This is a genomic window from Cellulomonas marina, from assembly GCF_900111925.1.
Lineage (GTDB): Bacteria > Actinomycetota > Actinomycetes > Actinomycetales > Cellulomonadaceae > Cellulomonas > Cellulomonas marina.
Window position 1 is genome coordinate 1 of the sequence record NZ_FOKA01000014.1, and the last position, 24,011, is coordinate 24,011.

Consider the following 24,011-nt stretch of genomic DNA (forward strand, 5'->3'; position numbering starts at 1 on the left):
GTTTGAGACCATCTACGCGACCGCCTCAGCGGCCTGAGAACCACTCACCCCGAGTGTCAACGAAACCTGCAGCAGTCCCGTCCGCCTCAGCACCCATCAGAGTGTCGATGAAGACGCCGAGCAGCTCACGCAGCAGATCGGGGCTGGCGGTGGCCAGGTGCTCGTGCAAGAAGCGGGCAGGGTCCAGACTGGGTCCAGCGGTCATCGCGGGTCCTTCTCTCGAGTCGACTTGGTAGGTCTCTCGAAGAATCACGCGGTGACCGCCTACACGTCTACGACGACGCCCTCACCAGGGCCGGGCTCGCACACCACTCTGCGGGACGCCACTGGGCCGCGGCCGCTTCGACAGTGTTCGCCGACCTACGCTGGTCTCGGAGCTCAATCCATCGCGCAAGCCCGTACGCTGCGATCCCTCCCACAGCACTGCTCACCGCTGGCCAGAACCAGCTCTCGTCACGCCCAACCGTCAGTCCGACGACTCCTAGCGCGCCGAAGAGACACAATGCCGTGACGTCCCAGGCCCACCTCTTCATCTCGCCTTCTCCTTGCCCCCGGGTCCGGGCTCCTAGTCACTCGGTCATCACCTGCTCATCGGCGGCCGGCGACACGGCGATGAACCTGATCGGTGCACGTCGCGACGGACCGCCACCGTGCGTCCGATCCCTGGCAGGAGCGGACGCACGGTCAGCGGCATGACCGGACGTGGAGGGCGGCCGAGCCAGACGAACGAACCGTGCGGCGACTGCGCCGAGCTGCGTTGAGGCAGCTCGGGAGCAACTCCGCCTCAGCGCCTCTCGCCACGGCTTGACGCCGCAGCCACTACCCAAGCGACGCCCGCTGCCAGAGCGAGCTGGAAGGCGAGCTCAAGAGGGTCGAAGCCCGTGAAGAGTTGGAGGACCGTGAGAACCACGGCGAGATACAGGAAGGTCGCAAGGCCCCATCGCCGACCCTTGGGAGTCACGCCGATGACCCTGCCACGCGGATCGCGGCATGAGCGGATGCCAACCCGAGCCCGGCGGTGGCATCAGCTAGCCGCGCCGTCTCTCGGCTGCGTCGCCTGTCAGACTTGAGCGGTGAGGACGTCGTACCACTTCGACCGTGAGCTGTACGTTGCGCTTCTGGCCGCCCCTGATGGTGAATCCGTCGGAGTTCTCTACTCTTCGGGTCTGGCTTGGCCTCTGTCCGCTTGTGCCGTCGTGGCACTCGCCGCAGCCATCGTCGGTTCATGGGCGAGGGCCCGATCTAGAAGGCGCCGCGTGGCCTTCACGGTCTCGGGGCTCGCCGTCGCTGCCGGGATCGGCCTGCTCGCTGTCTTGGTGAGTTGAACCGCCTAACGTCGGCACATCGGCACGAGTCGACGCGCTGTGGACGGCGATCCGGGCCTCCGACAAGCTGCGCGTGTGGACGTCCGACCAGCGGCATGACCGGACGTGGAGGGCGGCCGAGCCAGACGAACGAACCGTGCGGCGACTGCGCCGAGCTGCGTTGAGGCAGCTCGGGAGCAACTCCGCCTCAGCGCCTCTCGCCACGGCTTGACGCCGCAGCCACTACCCAAGCGACGCCCGCTGCCAGAGCGAGCTGGAAGGCGAGCTCAAGAGGGTCGAAGCCCGTGAAGAGTTGGAGGACCGTGAGAACCACGGCGAGATACAGGAAGGTCGCAAGGCCCCATCGCCGACCCTTGGGAGTCACGCCGATGACCCTGCCACGCGGATCGCGGCATGTCCGGGCGTCCTGCTGGCGGCAGATCCGTGCGTTCAGGGGCCCTCAGACCGGTCGTGCGTCGATCAGCCCCGGCGGGACCGACGGAGGATCCGCCTAACGGCCGCGAGACGACGTGCCCGGGTGTGGCGGCGACGATCGATGCGCTCCTGGCCGCGTCGGCGGCTGATCTCCTCCAGCGGCGAAAGGGTCACCAAGGGCCCCAGCAGGCGACGTGCTGCAGCCGCTTCCTCCAGGTTCAGGCGCGCCACGAGTGCTTGGCCGCTGTCGTGGAACTCGATGACGTCGTCGCCGTCTGCATCGAAGAAGTGAGCATCGATGGACCACGGGGCGTAGCGCAGGGCATCGGCCCACTCCGAGTCGAAAAGGCGGACCGAGACGTGGGTGGCGTTGCGAGAGCGTTGGTCTGCGACGCGTGCCCGCTCAGCGCGGGTGTGCAGGATCGCCCCCGATTCGCGCACGAGCGGCGGTAGGTCGCGTGCGTCACTCACCAGATCAACCTCAGCCGCAGCGAGCCGCGGTCCCAGCACCTGAAGCAACGCAGTTGCTACCTCGCCTAGGACCGCCGGCTGCGCGGCAGCAGCTGGCGATCTTGCGGACCCTGGGCCCGATGGCGCCGACTGGCTCTTCGAGCTTCTGTTGGACGGCACACCCGCGGGCTACCAGCGCTTCGCTGAGGAGTACTACGAGACGGAGCTCGACGCCGATGCTGTGAGCGAAATCTTTGACCTGCGTCCGCTGACGGCCGACCTGGTTGACCGTCTCAACCCGCTGGTCAGGCTCGACGAATTGGCGGACGACCTGGCTGCAATCGACTATCCGCGGGGCGCGTGACAGTACGAGCGCCTTGCCCTCAGCCCCGAAGGCGAGATTTGAGCGGCACGAGAGGAGGTGTCGCAGCGTCTGCTCTGCTCTCCGGTGAGGGGTTCCTTCCGGATCCGCACCACCAACCCTGACGTCCGCTCTTCGGCATGAGCGGGCGTTGGGGCGGCGTGCCTCGTGGCGGCCGCGGGTGCGCCGTGGCCGTGGAGCGCTCGCTGCAGGCGTGGGGGAGACCGCCGGGAGGGGGTGGTCCTCGCGCACCCCCGCGACCTCCGGCTGGTGCTCGTCAGCGCTGCTTCCGGGTCCCGCCGCTGGCGGTGACGGCCGCGGCCGGCGCGGCAGGCGGGCTGCGCGCGCTGCGTCTCGCCATGCCCACGCCGCCGGTCGGTGCGCGCGCACGCGACCCTGGCCCTGCTGGTCGCCTGTGCGCTGGCCGCGCTCGGTCCTTCGACGGCGACGGGCAATGTCCGGCGCCTCCTAGGCTGCCGGGGTGCGTGTGCGAGAGGCGACGGACGACGACCTCCCTGTGCTGCGCGCCATGCTCCTCGAGGCCAACAACTGGACGGGAGAGGAGCGTTTCACCCCGGCCCGGCTGCTCGCCGACCCGCACGCCGGCCGGTACCTCGCGGGCTGGAGACGGCCAGGCGACCTCGGGTTCGTGGCGTCTGACCCCTCGTCGCCCGACGCGCCGGCCCTCGGGTCCATCTGGGCGCGTCCCCTACCCGCGGCCGCCCCGGGGTACGGGTACGTCGCCGACGACGTGCCCGAACTCAGCATGGCGGTCGCCGCGCACGCCCGGGGACGGGGTGTGGGCACGGCGCTGCTGTCCACGTGCGTGGACGCGGGCCGCGCCCGCGGGTGGCGCGCGGTGAGCCTGAGCGTCGAGGACGGGAACGAGGCCGCGCGGCACCTGTACGTGCGGCACGGGTTCGTCACGGTCGGTCGCAACGGCGGCGCCGACACGATGCTCCTCGAGCTCTGAGCCGCCGGCCGCGCGGGCGGTGGTCGACGCCTCGGCGTCAGTCGCCCGCGCCGGCCGCCTCAGGCGGCGACGACCTCCACGGCCTGGCGGGCGATCTCCAGCTCCTCGTTGGTCGGCACGACGAGGACCGTCACGGCGGCGCCGTCGGGGGAGATGACCGTCGGCGCCTTCTTGCGGCCGGCGTTGCGCTCCGGGTCGACCACGATGCCGTAGTGCTCGAGGCCGGCGAGGGCACCCGCACGGACGACCTCGTCGTTCTCGCCGATGCCCGCGGTGAAGACGATCGCATCGACCCGTCCGAGGTGGGCCATGTACTGGCCGACGTACCCGCGGATGCGGTGGTGGTAGACGTCCAGCGCGGTGCGCGCGTCCTCGTCGCCCGCCTCGACCGCCGCGTGCACGTCGCGCATGTCCGTGTGGCCGGCCAGGCCGAGCATGCCCGAGCGGCGGTTGAGCAGGTCGTCGAGCGCCTGGGTGTCGTAGCCGGCGGTCCGCGCCAGGTGCAGGAGGACCGCGGGGTCGATGTCGCCGGTGCGCGTGCCCATGACCAGGCCGGCCAGCGGCGTCATGCCCATGGACGTGTCGATGCACTCGCCCCCGCGCACCGCCGACGCCGAGGCGCCGTTGCCCAGGTGCAGGACGATCGTGTTGAGCTCCGCGACGTCCCGGCCGAGGAACTCCGCGACCGCCCGGCTGACGTACCGGTGCGACGTGCCGTGGGCGCCGTAGCGGCGGATGCGGTGCTCGGCGGCGACCTGCCGGTCGAGGGCGTACGTGTACGCGGCCGGCGGCATCGTCTGGTGGAACGAGGTGTCGAACACCGCGACGTGCGGGACGTCGGGGAAGGCGGTGCGGGCGGCGTGGATGCCGGACAGGTTGGCGGGGTTGTGCAGCGGCGCCAGCGGCGACAGCTCGTCGATCTGCGCGACGACGTCGTCGTCGATCCGCACCGGACCTGTGAACAGGTCGCCGCCCTGGACCACCCGGTGCCCGACGGCCGTGAGCGTGCTCGCGTCGAGCTGCGGCCCGTGCTCGGCGAAGGTGTCCAGCACCAGCCGCATGCCGGCCTCGTGGTCGGCGATGTCGAGCTCCTGCACCACCGGGCCACCGGGGCCCTCGTGCCGGATCCGGCCCGACCCCTGGCCGATGCGCTCGACGAGCCCCGTCGCCTGCGGTCCGTCGGCCTCGGGTGACAGGAGCTGGTACTTGATCGACGACGAGCCGGAGTTCAGGACGAGGACGAGCGACACGGGGGACCTTCCGGAGCGCGGGTGGGGGCGGGGCGGGCGGACGTGAGGTCGGTCAGGCGCCCGCGGCAGCGGGGGATGCCACGGGGTCGGCCTCGGCGGCGGACGCGCGGCGGGCCGCGGCCTGCGCCTGCGCCTGGATGGCGGTGATGGCGACCGTGTTGACGATGTCCTGCACGAGGGCGCCGCGGGACAGGTCGTTGACCGGCTTGTTCAGGCCCTGCAGCACGGGCCCGATGGCGACCGCGCCGGCGGACCGCTGCACGGCCTTGTACGTGTTGTTGCCGGTGTTGAGGTCCGGGAACACGAAGACGGTGGCCCGGCCCGCGACGGAGGAGTCCGGCAGCTTCGTCCTGGCGACCGAGGCGTCCACGGCCGCGTCGTACTGGATCGGCCCCTCGACGGACAGGTCCGGGCGGCGCTCGCGGACCAGCGCGGTGGCCTCGCGGACCTTCTCCACGTCGGCGCCCGAGCCGGACGCGCCCGTCGAGTACGACAGCATCGCGATGCGCGGCTCGACGCCGAACTGCGCGGCCGTCGCCGCCGAGGAGATGGCGATGTCCGCGAGCTGCTCCGCCGTCGGGTCCGGGATGACGGCGCAGTCGCCGTAGACCAGGACGCGGTCCTCGAGGCCCATGAGGAAGACGCTCGAGACGTTCTGGATGCCGGGAGCGGTCTTGATGATCTCGAAGGACGGCTTGATGGTGTGCGCGGTGGTGTGGACGGCGCCGGAGACCATCCCGTCCGCGAGACCCAGGTGGACCATCATCGTGCCGAAGTAGGAGACCGAGGCGACGATCTCCCGCGCCCGCTCGACCGTCATCCCCTTGTGGGCGCGCAGGCGGGTGTACTCCTCGGCGAACCGCTCGAGGAGCTCGGAGGTGTGCGGGTCGATGACGTCGGCGTCGTCGAGCGCGAGACCGAGCTCGGTGGCCCGGGCGCGGATGGCGGCCTCGTCGCCGAGGATCGTCAGCCGCGCGACACCGCGCTGCAGCAGCGTCGAGGCGGCGCGCAGGACGCGGTCGTCGTTGCCCTCCGGCAGCACGATGTGCTGCACGTCCGAACGGGCCCGGTCCAGCAGCGTGTACTCGAACATGAGCGGCGTGACGACGCTGGGGCGGGGCACCTCGAGCGCGGCCAGCAGCGCGCCGCCGTCGACGTGCTGCTCGAAGAGCGCGAGCGCGGTGTCCACCTTGCGCTGCGACTCCTTCGACAGGAAGCCGCGCGTGCTCGCCGCCGCGCTCGCGGAACGGAACGTCCCGCGGTCGGTCAGCAGCACGGGAAGGCGCGTGCCGAGGCCCTCGACGAGGCGCTGCACCGGCGCCGGCGGTTCGAAGCCGCCGTTGAGAATGATCCCGGCCAGGTTGGCGAAGCCCTCGGCCTGGTGAGCCATGAGCAGGCCTAGCAGCACGTCGGACCGGTCGCCCGGGGTGATGACGACGGCCCCGTCGACGAGCCGGTCGAGCAGGTGCTCGATGGACATCGCGCCGACGAGGACGTCGAGCACCTCGCGGTCGAGGAGCTCCTCGTCGCCGGCCAGCACGCGGCCGCCGACCGCGTCCATGAGCTGGCGGACCGTGGGGGCGTCGAGGAGCGGGTGCGTCGGCACCGCCCAGGCGGGCACGCCGAGCGCGGCGGAGACGCCCTCGCGGACGGCGTCGAGCTGCCCGCCCCCCGTGCGCAGCGTGACGACGGACGCCACCTGCGCGTGGTGCTCGGCGAGCGCGCCCGCCGACACCTCGGCGATCTGCTGGATCTCCGCCGGTGTCCGGCCCGCGCCGGACACGACGAGCACGACCGGTGCGCCGAGGTTCGCCGCCACGCGGGAGTTGAACGCGAGCTCGGTCGGCCCGGCGACGTTGGAGTAGTCCGTCCCGACGACGACCACGGCGTCGCAGGCGCGCTCGACCTCGTGGTACCGCGCGACGATCCGGGCCAGCGCCGCCTCCGGGTCCTCGATCATCGCGTCGTAGGTGACCCCGACGCACTGCTCGTAGGACAGGTTGACCCCGTCGTGGTCGAGCAGGAGGTCGAGCACGTGGTCGCGGTCGGCCGAGCGGGCCACGGGCCGGAACACCCCGACCCGCGCGACGCTGCGGCTGAGCAGGTCGACGAGGCCCAGGGCCACGAGCGACTTGCCCGTGTTCCCCTCGGGGGAGGTGACGTAGATGCTGCGGGCCACGGTGGTGTTCTCCTGGCGGGTGGGGGTGGTCGTCGGCCGTGCGGGTCCGGTCCCGCCCGCGCTCGGGTGGAGCGCGGGCGGGACCGGCGGGTCGCTACGGGGTGCTACTCGTTGTCGCCGCCGGTCGACAGGGTGCCGGAGGTGGCGTTCTGCTGCGTGCCGTCGGACAGGTCCTGCGAGTCCGGCCACACCCAGTCGCGGACCTCGGGGATGTCCTCCCCGTGCTCGCGGGTGTACTGCCGGGCGGCGATGCGTGCGTCGACCATGCGCTGGCGCAGGCCGGCCTCGCTCGCGCGCAGCCAGTGCACCTGGTCGATCACGTCGATGACGAGCTTGTACCGGTCGAGGTCGTTGAGCATGACCATGTCGAACGGCGTCGTCGTCGTGCCCTCCTCCTTGTACCCGCGCACGTGGATGTTGCTGTGCCCCGCGCGGCGGTAGGTGAGGCGGTGGATGAGCCACGGGTAGCCGTGGTAGGCGAACACCACGGGCCGGTCGGCGGTGAAGAGGTTGTCGAACTCCCGGTCCGACAGGCCGTGCGGGTGCTCCCGCTCGTCCTGCAGGCGCATGAGGTCGACCACGTTGACCACGCGGACCATGAGGTTCGGCAGCTCGCGCTTGAGGATGTCGGCCGCGGCCAGCACCTCGAGCGTGGGCACGTCGCCGGCGCAGGCGAGGACGACGTCGGGCTCCTTGCCGGGCTGCTCCGTCCCCGCCCAGTCCCAGATGCCCAGACCACGGGTGCAGTGGGCGATGGCGTCGTCCATGTTCAGGATGTTCGCGGTCGGCTGCTTGCCGGCGACGACGACGTTGACGTAGTTGCGGCTGCGCAGGCAGTGGTCGTAGGTGCTCAGCAGCGTGTTGGCGTCGATCGGCAGGTAGACCCGCACGACCTCGGCCTTCTTGTTCACGACGTGGTCGATGAACCCGGGGTCCTGGTGGCTGAAGCCGTTGTGGTCCTGGCGCCACACGTGGCTGGACAGCAGGTAGTTCAGGCTCGCGACCGGCCGGCGCCACGGGATGTCCCGCGTGACCTTCAGCCACTTCGCGTGCTGGTTGAACATGGAGTCGATGATGTGGATGAACGCCTCGTAGCAGTTGAAGATGCCGTGGCGCCCGGTGAGCAGGTAGCCCTCGAGCCAGCCCTGGCACTGGTGCTCCGACAGCATCTCCAGCACGCGGCCGGCGCGGGCGAGGTGCTCGTCGACCTCGTCGCTGTAGAAGTCCGCGTTCCACTGCTTGTCCGTGGCCTCGAAGACGGCCTGGAGGCGGTTCGAGGCGGTCTCGTCTGGCCCGAAGATGCGGAAGTTGTCCGGGTTGAGCCGGATGACGTCGGTGAGCCACTGCCCGAGCACCCGGGGCGCCTCCGCAACGGTGGCCCCCGGGCTCGGGACGTCCACGGCGTACTTGCGGAAGTCCGGCAGGCGCAGGTCCTTGAGCAGCAGCCCGCCGTTGGCGTGCGGGTTGTCGCTCATGCGCAGCACGCCCTCGGGCGCGAGGGCCGCGACGTCCTCCACGACCCGGCCGTCCGCGTCGAACAGCTCCTCCGCCCGGTAGCTCTTCAGCCAGGCGTTGAGGACCTCGAGGTGCTCGGGGGTGTCCCGGGCGTTGGCCAGCGGCACCTGGTGCGCGCGCCACGAGCCCGTCGTCTTCTTGCCGTCGATGTAGTCCGGGCCCGTCCACCCCTTGGGCGTGCGGAAGACGATCATGGGCCACTGCGGCCGGCGCTCGTCGCCCTCCGCGGCGGCCTGCTTGATGGCGGCGATCTCGTCGAGCACCTCGTCGAGCAGCACCGCGAAGCGGCGGTGGATGCTCACGTGGTCTTCGTCGTCGAAGCCGGCGACGAAGACGTGCGGCTTGTGGCCGTAGCCCTCCATGAGGGCGTTCAGCTCCTCGTCGCTGATGCGCGCGAGGACCGTGGGGTTGGCGATCTTGTACCCGTTGAGGTGCAGGATCGGCAGCACGACGCCGTCCTTGGCCGCGTTGACGAACTTGTTCGAGTGCCAGGAGGTGGCCAGGGGGCCCGTCTCGGCCTCGCCGTCGCCGACGACCGCCGCGACCAGCAGGTCCGGGTTGTCGAACGCCGCGCCGTACGCGTGGGACAGGGCGTAGCCGAGCTCGCCGCCCTCGTGGATCGAGCCCGGGGTCTCCGGCGCGACGTGGCTGGGGATGCCGCCCGGGAAGGAGAACTGCTTGACCAGCCGGCGCAGGCCCTCTGCGTCCGGCGTGACGTCCGAGTAGACCTCGGAGTACGTGCCGTCGAGGTAGGCGGCCGCGACCAGGCCGGGGCCGCCGTGGCCGGGACCGGTGATGTAGATCGTCGACTGCTGCCGCTCGATGATCGCGCGGTTGAGGTGCGCGTACAGGAACGTCAGGCCCGGGGTGGTGCCCCAGTGGCCGAGCAGGCGCGGCTTGACGTGGTCCCGCGTCAGCGGCTCGCGCAGCAGCGGGTTGTCGAGCAGGTAGATCTGCCCAACCGACAGGTAGTTCGCGGCCCGCCACCACGCGTCGATCCGGCGCAGCGTGGCCTCGTCGGGTGCGGCGCCGCTTCCGGTCGCCCACGTGGTGGTGGTCCTCTCCACGGTGGTGCTCATTGCGCTCCTCGTGTCGTCGTGCCGGCGCTGCCGGCCCTGCGGGTGCGTGCCGGGTGACAGCGTCCCCCGTGCTCGGGACGCGACCTGGGACGTCCGACCCACGTCGAGGTACGGGCGGTGGGCTGGCCGTCGGTCCCATCCAACCCCGGTCCGGGGGACCCTGCCCAGCGTCGGGCGCGGGGAGGGCGACGACCTGGTCACCGCGTCGCCCGCCGTCTGCCCCTGGGTCGTCGGGACGTCGGAGGGACGTCGGTGGGACGTCGGTGGGACGTCGCCATGCCGTCGTCGTGGCGTCCACCATGACGCCGGCGCGTGGCTGAGGGCGTCCCGGTGCGGGCACCGGTCCGCGCGGCGGGGCGGGGTACCGTGACCGCGTGCTCGACGCGCCGGAGACCCCCGCCGCCGCGCCGGTCCCCGTCCCGTTCTGGCGGGCCGCCGTGCGGCCCCGTTCGGTGCTCCTGCTCCTGCTGCTGCTCGCCGCCGCGGCGGTCTGCGGGCTCCTCGGTGCCTGGCAGCTCGACCGCGCCCAGGTCCGCGGGGCGGCCCAGGAGCGCGAGCGCGTGGGGGCGATCCTCGAGGCCGACCCCGAGCCCCTCGACGACGTCCTACGCCCTGGCGAGACCGTGACCGGCGAGATGGTGGCCCGCAAGGTCGAGGTCGTCGGCACCTACGAGCCCGGCCAGCTCGTCGTCACGGGCCGCGCCCACGACGGCGTCACGGGGGTCCTCGTCCTCACGCCGTTCCGGGTCGCCGAGGGCGCCGGCACGGGCGCGGTGCTCCCCGTCGTCCGCGGCTGGCTGCCCGCGGACGCCGTCGACGACGAGCCTCCGCCCGCCCCGCCGGCCGGCACGGTCACGCTGTCCGCCTACCTGCAGGGCTCGGAGGCGGCTACCGGCACCACCGCGGACGGCCGCACGGAGGCCATCAGCTCGCCCGAGCTGCTGAACATCTGGACCGGCCCGCTCTACTCGGGGTACGGGGTCCTCGTCGACAGCGTGCCCGGGCAGTCCGGCGGCCTCGAGCAGCTCGACCCGCCGACGCGCTTCGGCACGGGCCTCAACGTCCGCAACCTCGCGTACGCCGTCCAGTGGTGGGTCTTCGGCGGCTTCGCGGTCGCGCTCTGGGTACGCCTGGTCCGCGACGACGCACGCGGCCGCGGCCCCGGCACCGACCCGGTCCTCGACGACGCGTGACCGCTGCCCGCGATCAGCACGTCGACCGCTGACGGACGGAGCCGGCGTCGCGGCCGGCGACGGATCCGCAGGGACCTGAGCACGCGGGCAGGGCCCCCCTCGTCTCGATCGCGCACCGGGCCAGGAGTCAGGTGTGCTGAGTCAGGTGTGCTGCCAGGACCGCCAGAGCGCCGCGTATTCCCCGCCGGCGGCGACGAGCTCCTCGTGCGCGCCGATCTCGCTGATCCGGCCGGCGTCCACCACGGCGACGCGGTCGGCGTCGTGCGCGGTGTGCAACCGGTGGGCGATGGCGACGACCGTGCGCCCCTCGAGCACCGCGGACAGCGAGCGCTCGAGGTGCCGAGCCGCGCGTGGGTCCAGCAGCGACGTCGCCTCGTCGAGCACGAGCGTGTGCGGGTCGAGCAGCACGAGGCGTGCCAGGGCCACCTGCTGCGCCTGTGCCGGCGTCAGGACGTGGCCGCCCGAGCCGACCTCGGTGGCCAGGCCCTCCGGCAGCGCCGCCACCCAGTCCCAGGCGTCGACCGCGCGCAGGGCGCTCTCGAGCTCTGCGTCGCTCGCGTGCTCGCGCGCCAGGCGCAGGTTGTCCGCCAGGGCCCCGACGAACACGTGGTGCTCCTGCGTCACGAGCGCGACGTGGCTGCGCAGCTCGTCGAGCGGCAGCTCCACCAGCGGGACGCCGCCGACCGTGACACGGCCGCCGGTGGGCGGGTGGATGCCCGCCAGCATGCGGCCGAGCGTCGACTTGCCCGCGCCCGACGGCCCGACGACCGCCAGACGCTCGCCCACCCGCAGGTCGAGGTCGATGCCGTGCAGGACGTCGTGCCCCTCGCGGTACGCGTACCGGACGCCCGTGGCGACGACGTGCTCGTCGACCGGCCGGCCCGCGCCCGCGACCCGGTCCGTCTCCACCAGCCGCACGCCGACGATCCGCGCGAGCGAGACCGCGGCGACCTGGATCTCGTCGAGCCAGAAGATGAGCTCCCAGACCGGGCCGATGACCTGGAACGTGTAGAGCACGACCGTGGTGACGGCGCCGAGCGTGACCCGCCCCTCCGACGCCAGCCACCCGCCCCACAGCAGCACCGCCGCCGGCGCCAGGACGAACGCGACGTCGACCCCGGGGAACAGCACGGTGCGCAGGAAGAGGGTCCGGCGCTCGGCCGCGAAGGCCTCCCGCAGGTCCTCGTCCATCCGCTGCTCGCGGCGACGGCCGAGGGAGAGCGCGTCGACGGTGCGCGCGCCCTCCACGGTCTCCGTGATCGTCCCGTCGAGCACCGCGTACGCCGCCGACTCCCGCAGGTAGGCCGGCGTCGCGCGGCGCAGGTACCAGCGCGCGACGACGACGAGCAGCGGGACCCCGACGAGCATCGCGGCGGCGACGAGCGGCGCGACGAGGAAGCAGGCACCGAGCGTGAGCACGATGGTGACGACCGCGACGATGACCCGTGGCACCCCGAAGCGGACCGCGTGCTGCAGCTTGTTGACGTCGTTCGTCGTCCGCGCGACGAGGTCACCGGTGCCGGCGCGCTCGACCGTCGACAGCGGCAGCTGCGTGATCGTCCCGACGAACTCCTCGCGCAGCTCGGCGAAGACCTCCTCGCCGAAGACCATCGACCGGCGCTGCGCCGTGCGGATGAGCACGGTCTGCACCAGCACGGCGACGACCCCGACGCCGATGAGCAGGTCGATGCGCGCCGCGGTGGTCCCGGCGACCACCGCGTCGACGAGCCGGCCGAGCAGGTAGGGCCCGGCGAGCCCGGCGACGGCGGCCAGCGTGTGCAGCACGGCGATCGCGACGAGCGGGGTGCGGTGCCGGCGCGCCAGCTCCGCCGCGTACGACCGCACGGCGGCCGCGTCGGCGATGGGCAGGTTCACGAGCGGGCTCCTGTCCCGGAGGCGAGCGAGCGGGTGAGGTGGTCGGCAGGGTCGTCGGCACGGTCGTCGGCACGGTCGTCGGCACGGTCGTCGGCACGGTCGTCGGCACGGTCGTCGGCGCGGCCGTCGGACGCGTCCCCGGCACCCCCCACGACGACGTCCTCCTCGTCGTCCATGCGCCGCCCGACGACGCGCCGGTACGCCGCCCGCGTCCGGGCGTCGCCCACGGTGCCGTCGAGCAGATCCGCGTGCGTCCCGACCGCGACGACACGGCCGCCCTCCACGAACGCGACGGCGTCGACGTGGTCCAGCACGAGCGGGCTGGCGGTGACGACGAGGGTCGTCAGGCCGCGCCGCACGTCGGCGAGCCGCGAGGCGATCCGCGCCTCCGTGTGGGCGTCCACGGCGCTCGTCGGCTCGACGAGGACGAGGATCTCCGGGGCGGTGAGCAGCGCCCGGGCGAGGGCCACGCGCTGGCGCTGCCCGCCGGACAGGGACCGGCCCTTCTCCGGCAGGATGCCGGCGATCCCGTCGGGCACCGAGTCCAGCACGTCGTGCGCGTCGGCGGCCCGGACGGCGTCCATGAGCGCCTCGGTCCCGGCGTCGCCGCGCGCGTCGAGCTCCCCGGACAACGGGCCCGAGAACAGGTGCGGCGAGGCCTCGGCCACGACCACCCGCTCGCGCAGCGGCGCCTTCTCCAGCTCGGAGACGAGCACGCCGCCGAGGCGGACCGGGGTGGCGGCCTCCGCCGCGTCGTCGAACCGGCCGAGCCGCGTCGCGATCGCGGCGGACACGTCCGGGTCGGCCGCGACGAGCGCGACGACCCGACCGGGCTCGAGGACGAGGCCCGACGCCTCGTCGACCAGCGGCACGTGCGGCGGGGGCATCTCGGCGGTGCCGGGACGGGACCCGGTGGCGGGCACGACCCGCAGCACCGCGATCACCTTGCCCGCGCCGACGTGCGCGCGCGTCGTCGCGGCGATCATCTGCGTCGCGTTCTGCACGGGCCAGGACAGGAACGACGCCAGGCCGTACACGGACACCAGCTCGCCGGGGGTCAGCGTGCCATCGAGCGCCATGTGCGCGCCCAGCCAGAGCAGGACGACGACGAAGGCGCCCGGCAGCAGCACCTGCAGCGCGTCGAGCCACGACTGCGTCACCGCCACGTGCTCGCCCCGACGCCGCACCTCCTGCGACTGCGCGCGGTACCGGCCCGTGAAGACGCCCTCGCCGCCGATCCCGCGGAGGATCCGCAGCCCGGACACGGTGTCCGCCCCGAGCGTCGTCAGGCGGCCCGACGCCTCGCGCTGGGACGCCTGCCGGCGCTGCAGCGGACGCACGAGCAGGCCCAGCACGAGCGCCACGGTCGGCAGCCCCAGCACGACGACGAGCCCCAGCGGCACCGACACCCGCAGCACGAAGACCGCCGCCACGGCGTAGGCGACCACGCTGCCGAGGAACCGCGCCGCGGTGGCGTACACCTCACCCACGCGCATCGCGTCGTTGGCCACGGCCGAGACGACCTCACCCGTGGGCAGCTCGGCGGTGATGGCGTGCCCCGAGCGCGCCGCAGTCCGCCCGACGAGCTGGGAGGACGTGAAAGCAGCCCGCAGCCAGTTCGCCACGTCGTAGCGGTGGCCCACCGCGTTGGCGGCCGCCGACACGACCCCGAGCCCCGCGAGCAGCGCGGTCGACGACCACAGCTCCGGCCCGAACCCCTGCGTCAGGCCCTGGTCGATGGCCCGGCCCGTGAGCAGCGGGAGCACCGCCTGGCACGCGAAGCCGACGATGCCGAGCAGCACCGAGACGGTGAGGATGCCCCACTGCCGACCGGCGAGCCACCACAGGTACGTGGCGGGCCCGCGCAGCGGAGGGGTACCGGGGTCCGGCAGGGGGAGGGAGCGCACCCCACGACGGTACGTCCCGGTACCGACACGGTCGAAACGATTTGTGGCGCGACGTCCCGTTCGTCGACGGCCGGTCGACGAGCCCGCCCTCGCGGCGCCCGTCGCACCTGTGGACGGCGACCGACGGCGACGGACCCGTCGCCGGGTCGGGGGATGATGGTCGCCGTCGCCCACCTCCCGGAGGCCCTGCGTGAGCATCCCGTCCCGCCCGAGCGCGCCCGTCACCACCCGCGCCGCCCGCTTCGCGTCCCGCGCCGAGGGCGCCCTGAAGCGCTACCGCGTCATGGCGTGGATCACGGGCGTCATGCTGCTGCTGCTGTGCGTGGAGATGCTGCTGCGCTACGGCGTGGGGATGAGCGAGGAGAGGCTGGGCGTCTTCACGCTGGTGCCGTTCGTGCACGGCTGGATCTACGTCGTCTACCTCGCGACCGTCCTCGACCTGTGGTCGGTCATGCGCTGGCGCTGGTCGCGGCTCATCACGCTCGTCCTGGCCGGCGTCGTGCCGGTGCTGTCCTTCGTCGTCGAGCGCCGGGTGCACGCCGAGGGCGAGGCCCGCCTGGCCGCCGTGCGCGACGCCGCCACGGACCCCGCGCCCGTCGGCGGGACGCTGGACCCGGCGACGGACCGCGCCACCGGCGGCGACGGCCGCCCCACTACCCTGGGCGCGTGACGCAGACCGTTCAGGACCCGGGCCTCCCCGACGGCGTCCCCGACGAGGCGCCCGACCCGGCGCCCGCCGAGGGCCTGTCCGCGACGACCCCCACCGTCGACGCGACGACGGCCCCCGCGCCCGGTCCGACGGACCACCGCCCCGTGCTCGTCGTCGACTTCGGCGCCCAGTACGCGCAGCTCATCGCCCGCCGCGTGCGCGAGGCGAACGTCTACTCCGAGATCGTCCCGCACACGGCCTCCGTCGCGGACGTGCTGGCCAAGGACCCCGCGGCGATCATCCTGTCCGGCGGCCCCTCGTCGGTGTACGAGGCGGGCGCCCCCTTCGTCGACCCGGACCTGTTCACCGCGGGCGTCCCCGTGCTGGGCATCTGCTACGGGTTCCAGGCGATGGCGAAGGCGCTCGGCGGGACCGTGGCGCAGACCGGTCGGCGGGAGTACGGCGGCACGGGCGTCGAGGTCACGGCGGCCGGCACCGTCCTCGAGGGCAGCCCCGAGCAGCAGACGGTGTGGATGAGCCACGGCGACGCGGTGCACGCCGCCCCGGAGGGCTTCGACGTGCTCGCGACCAGCGCCGGCTCGCCCGTGGCCGCGTTCGAGGACCGCGAGCGCCACCTCTACGGCGTCCAGTGGCACCCCGAGGTCCGGCACTCCCCGCTGGGCCAGGCCACGCTCGAGAACTTCCTCTACCGCGGTGCGGGCCTCGCGCCGGACTGGACCGCCGGCAACGTCGTCGCCGAGCAGGTCGAGCGCATCCGCGCCCAGGTCGGCGACGCGCGGGTCATCTGCGGGCTGTCGGGCGGCGTCGACTCCTCGGTGGCCGCCGCGCTGGTGCAGCGCGCCGTGGGGGACCAGCTCACGTGCGTCTTCGTCGACCACGGGCTGCTGCGCGCGGGCGAGGCGGAGCAGGTCGAGCAGGACTTCGTCGCCGCCACGGGCGTGCAGCTCAAGGTCGTCGACGCGCAGGAGCGGTTCCTGTCTGCGCTGGCGGGCGTCACCGACCCGGAGACGAAGCGCAAGATCATCGGCCGCGAGTTCATCCGCGTCTTCGAGGACGCGGCGCGCGAGGTCGTCGCCGAGGCGGGGGAGGAGGGCGGCGAGGTCCGCTTCCTCGTCCAGGGCACGCTCTACCCCGACGTCGTCGAGTCCGGCGGCGGCGAGGGCGCGGCGAACATCAAGAGCCACCACAACGTCGGCGGCCTGCCCGACGACCTGCAGTTCGAGCTCGTCGAGCCGCTGCGGACCCTGTTCAAGGACGAGGTCCGCGCGGTGGGCGTCGAGCTGGGCGTGCCCGACGCGATCGTCTGGCGCCAGCCGTTCCCCGGCCCCGGGCTGGGCATCCGCATCATCGGCGAGGTGACGCACGACCGGCTGGAGATCCTGCGCGCGGCGGATGCGATCGCCCGCGAGGAGCTGACCCGGGCGGGTCTGGACCGCGAGGTCTGGCAGTGCCCGGTGGTGCTCCTCGCGGACGTGCGCAGCGTCGGCGTCCAGGGCGACGGCCGGACGTACGGCCACCCCGTCGTGCTGCGCCCGGTCTCGTCCGAGGACGCCATGACCGCCGACTGGACGCGCGTGCCCTACGAGGTGCTGGCGACGATCTCGACCCGCATCACCAACGAGGTGCCCGAGGTCAACCGTGTCGTCCTGGACGTCACGAGCAAGCCCCCGGGCACCATCGAGTGGGAGTGACCTCCTAGGCGAACAGCTCGACGAGCTTCGCCGTGAACGCCGGCAGGTCGTCGGGGTTGCGCGACGTCAGCAGCGGGAAGCGCGCGGTGTCGACGACGGCCTCGCCGTCCTGCCACGTGCCGCCCGCGTTGCGGATGTCCGTGGCCAGGCTCGGGTAGGACGTGAGCGTCTTGCCCTCGACGAGGCCCGCCTCGACGAGCGTCCACGGCCCGTGGCAGATCGCCGCCACGGGTTTGCCCGCCTCGGCCACGGCCTTGACCAGCGCCACCGCGTCGGCCTCCAGCCGCAGCGTGTCGGCGTTCACCGTCCCGCCGGGGATGACGAGCGCGTCGACGTCGCCCGCCTGCACGTCCGACAGGACCCGGTCGACGGGGTAGCTGCCGCCGGGCTCGAGGTCGTCGTTGACGGTCGAGACCTCGCCCGCCTCGGGGGCGACGAGCACGGCCGTGCCGCCCGCGTCCTGCACGGCCTTCCAGGGTGCCGTCAGCTCCGGCTCCTCGATGCCGCGGGTGCTGGTGAGGAAGACGACGGTCTTCCCGGTCAGAGCGCTCATGGGTGCCCTCTCCTTCGTCTCGGGACCCCACGAGCCTGCGTCGTGCCGTCGGCGTCCGCATCCTGGCACCGCCCCACCGGGTGCCACCGGCCGGGCGCACTAGCCTGGGCCGGTGCGGATCGTCCACGTCTCGGACTGCTTCTCCCCGCGCGTGGGCGGGATCGAGTCGCAGGTGGGGGACCTGTCGGCGCTCCAGGCCGCGCGGGGCGACGAGGTGCACGTGCTCACGGCCACCCTCGGCGAGGGCGGGGAGCGCGGCGGCGTCGTGGACGTCGAGCGCGGCGTGCACGTCCACCGCCTCGGGGCGCGCCTGCCCTTCGACCTGCCCGTCAACCCGGTGCAGGCGAGGCTGCTGCGCGCGGCGCTGGACCGGGTGCGGCCCGACGTCGTGCACGTGCACGCGGGCGTCGTCTCGCCGTTCGCCTGGGACGGGGTCCGGGTCGCGCTGGACCTGGGGCTGCCCACCGCCGTGACGTGGCACTGCATGCTCGACGGCGTCGTACCGCTCCTGCGGCTCGCGCGCGGGACGGTCCGCCGGGCGGGCGAGCGGGCGGCCCTCTCCGCGGTGAGCTCGGTGGCGGCCGGGCGCGTGCGCGAGCTGGTGGACGTGCCGGTGGCGGTCGCGCCCAACGGCATCGACCTCGCGGCGTGGGTGCCCCGTCGGGGCGACGAGCCCGACGCGCCGGGCGTACCCGCCGGGGGCGCCGGACCCGCCGCGGACCGGGACGCACGGCCCCTGCGCCTCGTGACGACGATGCGGCTGGCTCCCCGCAAGCGTGCGGTGCCGCTGGTCCGGCTCGTGGCGTCGGCCGCCGCGGCCCTGCCCCCCGGCGCGCTGCGGCTCGACGTCGTCGGCGACGGCCCGGCGCGACCGCGGGTCGAGGCGGCGGTCGCGGCGGCGGGCGCGCAGGGCTGGGTGCGGCTGCGCGGGCGGCTCACCCGCGCCGAGGTGCGGGCCGTCTACCGCGACGCGGACGTCTACGTGGCGCCCGCCGAGCTCGAGGCGTTCGGCATCGCGGTGCTGGAGGCGCGCGCGGCGGGCCTCGTCGTCGTCGCCCGGGCGGGCACGGGTCCGGCCGAGTTCGTCCAGGACGGCGTGGACGGCCTCCTCGTCGCCGACGACGACGCCATGGCCGCCGCGGTCGTCCGGCTGGCCGGCGACCACGAGCTGCGTGAGCGCCTCCGGCGGCACAACCGCGCGGTCGCGCCGGACTTCGGGTGGGACCGCGTCCTCGCCGCGGTGGACGGCGAGTACGACCGTGCGCGCCGCCGGGCACGCGGACCGGAGGGGGAGCGACCGTGAACGCAGGCACGAGGTCCGGGACGAGGGCGGACGCGCGGGCGCGGACGGGAGCACCGCGCGTGACGGCCACGGCGGCGGCGGTCGCGGGCCTGCTCCTGCTCGCCGGATGCACCGGCGGTGACGATGTCGCGAGCCCGACGGCGGGGGCCACCGGCGCCGGCACCGGCGCTGCGACCTCCACCCCTTCGCCTCCGGCGTCGAGCCCGTCGGCCGCCCCCTCGGCGACGACCCCGCCGCCGACCCCGCTGCCGACCCCGACCGGCGACACGGGCGGCGAACCGGCCGCGGGCGACCGGTGCACCTCGGCCGTCCTGACGGGGTCGCTGGGTGCGGGCGGGGGAGGCGCCGCCGGCTCGGTGACCCCCGACGTCGTCCTCACCAACACGGGCACGGTCCCGTGCACCCTGCAGGGCTGGCCGGGGGTGTCCCTCGTCGGCGGCGGCGACGGGACGCAGATCGGTGCCCCGGCCGTCCTCGACCGCACCTCGGAGCACCCGACGGTGACGCTCGCGCCCGGCGGCACCGCGCTCGCGGCCCTGCGGATCGCCCGGGCCGACGACTACGACGCCGCGGCGTGCGACCCGCAGCCCGCCGACGGCCTGCGCGTCTACCCGCCGGGGGACACGGCGTCGCTGTTCGTGGAGGCCGAGGGCCTCACCGGCTGCGCCGCCGGCGACGTCACGCTCCTGGAGGTCCAGGCGCTGCGTCCCGCGCGCTGAGACGGGAGGGCGACACCTGCGCGGGGACCGGGCACTCCCGGCACCACGGGCAGACCCGGCAGGCCGCGACCCAGCAGCGCCGGCACCTCGTCGGGCGGCACGGGTGGCGACAGGACGTACCCCTGGACCTGGTCGCAGCCGAGCCGGGCGAGGTCCGCCAGGTCGTCGGCGGTCTCGACGCCCTCCGCGACCACGCGCAGCCCCAGCGCGTGCGCGAGGCCCACCGTCGCGGTGACGATCGCGCGGCGGCGCGCGTCGGTCGCCATGCCGCGCACGAAGGAGCGGTCCAGCTTGAGCTCGTCGAGCGGCAGGTCCGCCAGGTAGGACAGCGAGCTGTACCCCGTGCCGAAGTCGTCGATCGCCACCTGCACGCCGTCCGCCCGCAGCTCCGCCAGCACGGCGGCGGCGCGCTCGCGGTGGAGCATGAGCACGTCCTCGGTGATCTCCAGCAGCAGCGCGGCGGGCGGCAGGCCGTGCGCCGCGAGCCTCCGCCGAACCCGGACCGCCAGGTCCGCGTCGAGCACGGACGAGGCCGGCAGGTTGACCGCCACGCGGACGAGGTGGCCCCCGGCCCGCCAGGACGCCGCCTGCCGGACCGCCGCGTCGAGGACGACGGCGGTCAGCTCGCCCAGCAGCCCGGCCTCCTCGGCGAGCGGCAGGAAGTCCGCGGGCGGCAGCAGCCCGCGCGACGGGTGCTGCCAGCGGACGAGCGCCTCGACCCCTTCCACCGCGCCGCTGCGCAGGTCGGCCTTCGGCTGGTAGTGCAGGACGATGCCGTCGTCCGTCAGCGCGGTGCGCAGCTCGTCGAGGGCCACCAGCCGGCCGCGTCCGCCGTCGGCCGCCCGCAGCAGCTCCGCCAGGGTCGGGCCGACGTCCGCGGACGCGGCGGCGCCGGTGCGCACCCGCAGGTGCACCGCGACGCCCTGGTGCTCGAAGGGCTCGACGAGCGCGTCGCGGACCCGTGCGGCCGGCCCGGCGTCGGCGCGCAGGACGGGGTCGGTGGTGGCGCCGCACCCGACGAGGACCGCGAACTCGTCGCCGCCGAGGCGGACCAGGTGCTCGCCGGGGGACAGGCAGCCCTCCAGCCGACGCGCGAGGGCGACGAGCAGGCCGTCCCCGGCCTCGTGCCCCAGCGCGGCGTTCACGTGCGTGAAGCCCTCGACGTCCAGCACCAGGAGCACGGCGGGGCGGTCCAGCGCGGCGTGCAGGTGCTCCAGCCCGCGCCGGTTCGGCAGCCCGGTGAGCGCGTCCGTGACGGCCTCGCGCCGGCGCTCGGCAGCGGTGCGGCGCAGCCCGACGACCGCGCGGTGGGTCCGCACCTGGGCGGCCAGCAGCGCCGCCACGGCGACGACGACGGCCGGTCCGGGCACGTCGTCGCGCACGGTGGCCACCGCGGGCACCGCCGCGGCCGCGAGGACCGCGAGGAGCGGGACGGTGAGCGCGCGGTCGTCGCCGCCGTCGCGGTGCTCGGGGCCGCGCCCGACGGCGGTCGTCGCCCGGGCCGTGGCCTCGACCCGCGCCTGCGCCCCCGTGGCGCGCCGGTGCAGCCAGAGGCTCACCAGCAGCAGGCCGACCGGCCAGCCCAGGTCCAGCAGCGAGCCGACGGCGTAGGTGCCCGCGGCCACCTGCCGCGCGTAGACGACGTCGGCGACCACGAAGACGACGAGCCCGGCGACGGGCGGCACCCAGCCGGCCCCGTCCTCGCGGCGCCGCAGGGTGGCCACGCCCGCGACCGCCCCGATGAGCAGGACGTCGCCGAGCGGGCAGGACAGCAGCGCCAGCGCCGTCAGCGGCGCCAGCCCGTGCAGCCCGTCGACGACGGGCCCCAGCGCGGCGGTCGTGACCGCCGCCGCGCCTAGGGCGCCGACGAGCACGTCGAGCCGGGCGGCGCCGCCGCGCGCGGGACCCGGCCGGCGGGCGGCGAGGACGAGGGCCGCCAGCAGCGGCGGGTACAGGCCGGCGTAGCCCAGGTCGGCCGGGGACGGGAACGGCAGGGCCGCGCCGGCCGTCCACGCCACGAGGTAGTACTGGTTGCCGGCCGCGAACGACGTCATCCCCACCGACGCCAGCACGGCCGCGACCCGGCGCCGCCCGCGCAGCCGCACGGCGGACACCCAGGCCAGGACCGTGGGGGCCCAGACCGCCGCAGCCCCGAGCCACCGGTCGACGAGCGGCGTGGCGAGCCCGCCGTCCACCGCGAGGCCGACCGCGTACAGGACCACCACCGCGACCGCCGCCGCGGGCGCCGCCCCCGGGCGACGCCTCCGCGCAGGTCTGCCGGCCGGCATGCAGGCACCTCCCGGGACGCGGCCGGAGGGGCCGTCGACGCGTCCGACCGCTGCTGGACCGGACCCCTCCTCCTTCGGCCGGGCGGGACGCGGTGTGAGCACTGCTCGCACCGCGTCCCCCGTCCCCCGTCCGCCGACCCGCGCCGCCACGGCCGCGTCTGGCGAGGACACCACGGGCCCCGTCCCGCGGTGCGGGACGGGGCCGGCAGGTCGTGCTCCGGGCGGCGCCGGTCAGGCGGTCGGCGGCGGGGGTGCCGCGCTCACGTCGACGTCCTCCCGCTGCCGCTCGGCGCGCGCCCCGCGCACCCCGGCGAGCACGGAGGCGACGAGGAGGGCCGCACCGGCCGCGGCCAGCAGGACGATGACCGCCAGGCCACCGTCGACCTGCGCGCCGCCGGCCAGGACCAGGACGCCGATCCCCACGGCCGCCACGACCAGCCCCCATACCACCGTCCCGACGCGTGGGCCGCGCGGGACCGCCGGACCGGAGGCGGTCGCGCCGCCGGTCGCGCTCGTGCTCGTCGTGCCCGTGCCCGTCGTGCTCGTGCCCGTGGAGGGGCCGGCCGCGACGTCCCAGGGTGCGTCGTCCGTGCCGCCGCCCGCCGTGCTGCTCGTGCTGCTCGTGCTGCTCATCTCACTCCTCCTCGACCGTCAGGTCGCCCAGCCCGAGCTGGACGACGAGGTGCAGCTGAGCGTCGTCGCCGTCGGCGACACCCGGCGTGCTGGCGCTCAGCGTGGTGCCGGCGCCGTTGCGCTCCTCGATCACCCCGGCCACGTCCCACCGGATGGTGCCGAGGCCGTTCTCGAGGTCGGCGCTGACGTCCGCCCCCTCCGGCACGACGATCTCGACGCCGCCGGCGCCCACGTCCACCGGGACGACCAGCGTTCCGCCCGTGAGCGGGACCTGCGTGAGGTCGAGCCGCACGTCGCCCAGCCCGGCCTCGAGCCCGGCCCGCGCCTGCGACCGCTCGGTCCACGCGATCTGCTGGTCCGCCACCCGCCGGTCCGGCCCGTCCCACGGGCCCGACGACCAGCCGATCGCCGCGGGCACCGCCACCAGGCCGGTCACGATCCCGAGGAACCCGAGCCACCCGGAGCTGCGCCCCTGCAGGCCGCTGACGACGATCCCCGCACCGACGAGCACGAGCGCCCCACCCGCCGCCGTCAGCCCGACCGGCCAGGCCAGCCGCCCGGACCGCTCGACGAGCAGCAGCACCGCCAGGCCGATGATCGACAGGGCGACGACCACGCCCACGACGCCGGCCGCCGGACCACGGCGCGGCGGCCGCGGGGGTCGGGGCGCCCGCGCCGGGGGTGGCGTCCACCCCTGGCCCGGCCCACCCGTCCCCGACCACCCGGCACCCGACCACCCGCCGCCCGACCAACCGCCACCCGGCGACGCGGCGCCGGGCTCAGCACCCGCACCCGTCACGGGGTCGTCGTGCCCCTGGGGTGCGGGCGGGGTGGGACCGGTCGTCGTGCCGGTCGCCGTAGCGGTGGGCGCCGGCGGCACGACGAGCACCGCCGTCCCCGTCGGGCCTGAGCCGGCACCCGCGGCGCCCGGCGCCGGTGGGAAGGGCCCGTACGGACCGGGGGCCGCAGCCCACGCGGCGGGCGGCGGCCCGCCGGGCACCCCGCCCGGCCGGGAGGTGCCGCCCGGCCGGCGCAGCACCGTCACGACCACCCACACGACGAGCCCGACGAACGCCACCCAGCCGATCGCCCGCAGGACGTGGGCGTCGCCGTTGCCCATCCACCACGCGTCCCCCCGGACGAGGCCCGACAGCAGCAGGGCCCCCGCGCCGACCACGGCGACGTCGAACCGCCCCGCGAGCAGCTCCTCGAGGTGGATGCGCCCGTCGGAGCGCTCGGGCAGCAGCAGCCACGCCACCGCGTAGGCGACGAGGCCGAGCCCGCCGAGCAGCACGCTGACGGCCAGCAGGCCGCGCACGAGGAGCGGGTCGATGCCGAAGCGGTCGGCGGTGCCGGCCGCGACGCCGCCGACCCAGCGGTCGTCGGCACGGGTGACGCCGGAGCGGCGCAGGGCCGCGAAGAAGCCGCCCTCGCGGGCGGGCCGGGGTGCGTCGCTGCGCTGCTCCCCGGTGGAGGTCTGCGTGTCCATGGCCACGATCCTGCTCGCGCGGCACCGGCCGGGGCATCGGGGCCCACCCGGACCCGTCCCTGGTCATCGGGCGCCCTGCCCCTGAGTGCTCCCTGGACGTCCCGTGCCCGGACCCCGGCCCCACCCCGATCCGACCCGCGCGCG

General features: G+C 74.8%; 17 protein-coding genes and 1 pseudogene. 7 read left to right on the top strand and 11 right to left on the bottom strand.

Annotation, left to right across the window (positions count from 1 at the left end; translation table 11 throughout):
* Positions 1-79: 79 nt before the first annotated feature.
* Together BM048_RS14040 and BM048_RS14045 are read right to left on the bottom strand one after the other, a co-directional pair.
* Positions 80-205 (bottom strand): annotated as a pseudogene (locus BM048_RS14040) (IS256 family transposase); the annotation flags it as partial.
* Between the two features lie 1,579 nt (positions 206-1,784).
* Positions 1,785-2,210, bottom strand: coding sequence for a hypothetical protein (locus BM048_RS14045; protein ID WP_090034011.1), 426 nt, complete (start codon positions 2,208-2,210; stop codon positions 1,785-1,787).
* Positions 2,211-2,358: 148 nt separating this feature from the next.
* Here BM048_RS14045 and BM048_RS14050 point away from each other — a divergent pair, with 148 nt between their 5' ends.
* Together BM048_RS14050 and BM048_RS14055 are read left to right on the top strand one after the other, a co-directional pair.
* Positions 2,359-2,553: a hypothetical protein gene (locus BM048_RS14050; protein ID WP_090034013.1), complete on the top strand. Its 195-nt coding sequence runs from the start codon at positions 2,359-2,361 to the stop codon at positions 2,551-2,553.
* Between the two features lie 478 nt (positions 2,554-3,031).
* Positions 3,032-3,523 (top strand): GNAT family N-acetyltransferase, encoded by a 492-nt coding sequence (locus tag BM048_RS14055; protein WP_203708965.1) that lies wholly within the window; start codon positions 3,032-3,034, stop codon positions 3,521-3,523.
* Positions 3,524-3,582: 59 nt separating this feature from the next.
* Here the strand turns inward: BM048_RS14055 and BM048_RS14060 are convergent, their stop codons facing one another.
* The 3 genes from BM048_RS14060 to BM048_RS14070 form a co-directional block, all read right to left on the bottom strand.
* Complete coding sequence (locus BM048_RS14060; protein ID WP_090034014.1) at positions 3,583-4,773, bottom strand: acetate kinase; 1,191 nt, start codon at positions 4,771-4,773, stop codon at positions 3,583-3,585.
* A gap of 52 nt (positions 4,774-4,825) precedes the next feature.
* Positions 4,826-6,952, bottom strand: coding sequence for a phosphate acetyltransferase (gene pta, locus BM048_RS14065; RefSeq protein ID WP_090034016.1), 2,127 nt, complete (start codon positions 6,950-6,952; stop codon positions 4,826-4,828).
* A 104-nt stretch (positions 6,953-7,056) separates the two neighbouring features.
* Complete coding sequence (locus tag BM048_RS14070) at positions 7,057-9,546, bottom strand: phosphoketolase family protein (RefSeq protein ID WP_090034018.1); 2,490 nt, start codon at positions 9,544-9,546, stop codon at positions 7,057-7,059.
* A gap of 374 nt (positions 9,547-9,920) precedes the next feature.
* Between BM048_RS14070 and BM048_RS14075 the strand changes: the two genes are divergently transcribed.
* Positions 9,921-10,739 carry an SURF1 family protein gene (locus BM048_RS14075; RefSeq protein ID WP_090034020.1) on the top strand — a complete coding sequence of 273 codons (819 nt, stop codon included), beginning with the start codon at positions 9,921-9,923 and terminating at the stop codon, positions 10,737-10,739.
* 141 nt (positions 10,740-10,880) lie between these two features.
* Here BM048_RS14075 and BM048_RS14080 read toward each other — a convergent pair whose 3' ends face one another.
* Together BM048_RS14080 and BM048_RS14085 are read right to left on the bottom strand one after the other, a co-directional pair.
* A complete protein-coding gene (locus tag BM048_RS14080; protein WP_090034021.1) occupies positions 10,881-12,614 on the bottom strand; it encodes an ABC transporter ATP-binding protein in 1,734 nt (577 codons plus the stop codon).
* Positions 12,611-14,521, bottom strand: coding sequence for an ABC transporter ATP-binding protein (locus tag BM048_RS14085; protein WP_090034023.1), 1,911 nt, complete (start codon positions 14,519-14,521; stop codon positions 12,611-12,613). The genes BM048_RS14080 and BM048_RS14085 overlap by 4 nt, the downstream gene beginning before the upstream one ends.
* Positions 14,522-14,711: 190 nt before the next feature.
* Here BM048_RS14085 and BM048_RS14090 point away from each other — a divergent pair, with 190 nt between their 5' ends.
* Positions 14,712-15,191 carry a DUF3817 domain-containing protein gene (locus tag BM048_RS14090; RefSeq protein WP_090034024.1) on the top strand — a complete coding sequence of 160 codons (480 nt, stop codon included), beginning with the start codon at positions 14,712-14,714 and terminating at the stop codon, positions 15,189-15,191.
* A 74-nt stretch (positions 15,192-15,265) separates the two neighbouring features.
* Entirely contained in the window at positions 15,266-16,882 is a 1,617-nt protein-coding gene (gene guaA, locus BM048_RS14095; RefSeq protein WP_444542239.1) for a glutamine-hydrolyzing GMP synthase, read from the top strand.
* 4 nt (positions 16,883-16,886) lie between these two features.
* Here the strand turns inward: guaA and BM048_RS14100 are convergent, their stop codons facing one another.
* A complete protein-coding gene (locus BM048_RS14100; RefSeq protein WP_090034026.1) occupies positions 16,887-17,435 on the bottom strand; it encodes a type 1 glutamine amidotransferase domain-containing protein in 549 nt (182 codons plus the stop codon).
* Positions 17,436-17,547: 112 nt separating this feature from the next.
* Here BM048_RS14100 and BM048_RS14105 point away from each other — a divergent pair, with 112 nt between their 5' ends.
* Both BM048_RS14105 and BM048_RS14110 read left to right on the top strand, forming a co-directional pair.
* Positions 17,548-18,738 carry a glycosyltransferase family 4 protein gene (locus BM048_RS14105; RefSeq protein WP_090034027.1) on the top strand — a complete coding sequence of 397 codons (1,191 nt, stop codon included), beginning with the start codon at positions 17,548-17,550 and terminating at the stop codon, positions 18,736-18,738.
* A gap of 59 nt (positions 18,739-18,797) precedes the next feature.
* A complete protein-coding gene (locus BM048_RS14110) occupies positions 18,798-19,457 on the top strand; it encodes a DUF4232 domain-containing protein (RefSeq protein ID WP_090034029.1) in 660 nt (219 codons plus the stop codon).
* Here BM048_RS14110 and BM048_RS14115 read toward each other — a convergent pair.
* The 3 genes from BM048_RS14115 to BM048_RS14125 all read right to left on the bottom strand — a co-directional run bounded on the left by BM048_RS14115 (position 19,346) and on the right by BM048_RS14125 (position 23,867).
* Positions 19,346-21,745, bottom strand: a complete 2,400-nt coding sequence (locus tag BM048_RS14115; protein ID WP_090034030.1) for a putative bifunctional diguanylate cyclase/phosphodiesterase — start codon at positions 21,743-21,745, stop codon at positions 19,346-19,348. The genes BM048_RS14110 and BM048_RS14115 overlap by 112 nt on opposite strands.
* A gap of 231 nt (positions 21,746-21,976) precedes the next feature.
* Positions 21,977-22,378, bottom strand: coding sequence for a hypothetical protein (locus BM048_RS14120; RefSeq protein WP_090034032.1), 402 nt, complete (start codon positions 22,376-22,378; stop codon positions 21,977-21,979).
* 1 nt (position 22,379) lies between these two features.
* Positions 22,380-23,867, bottom strand: coding sequence for a PspC domain-containing protein (locus BM048_RS14125; RefSeq protein ID WP_090034034.1), 1,488 nt, complete (start codon positions 23,865-23,867; stop codon positions 22,380-22,382).
* Positions 23,868-24,011 lie beyond the last annotated feature (144 nt).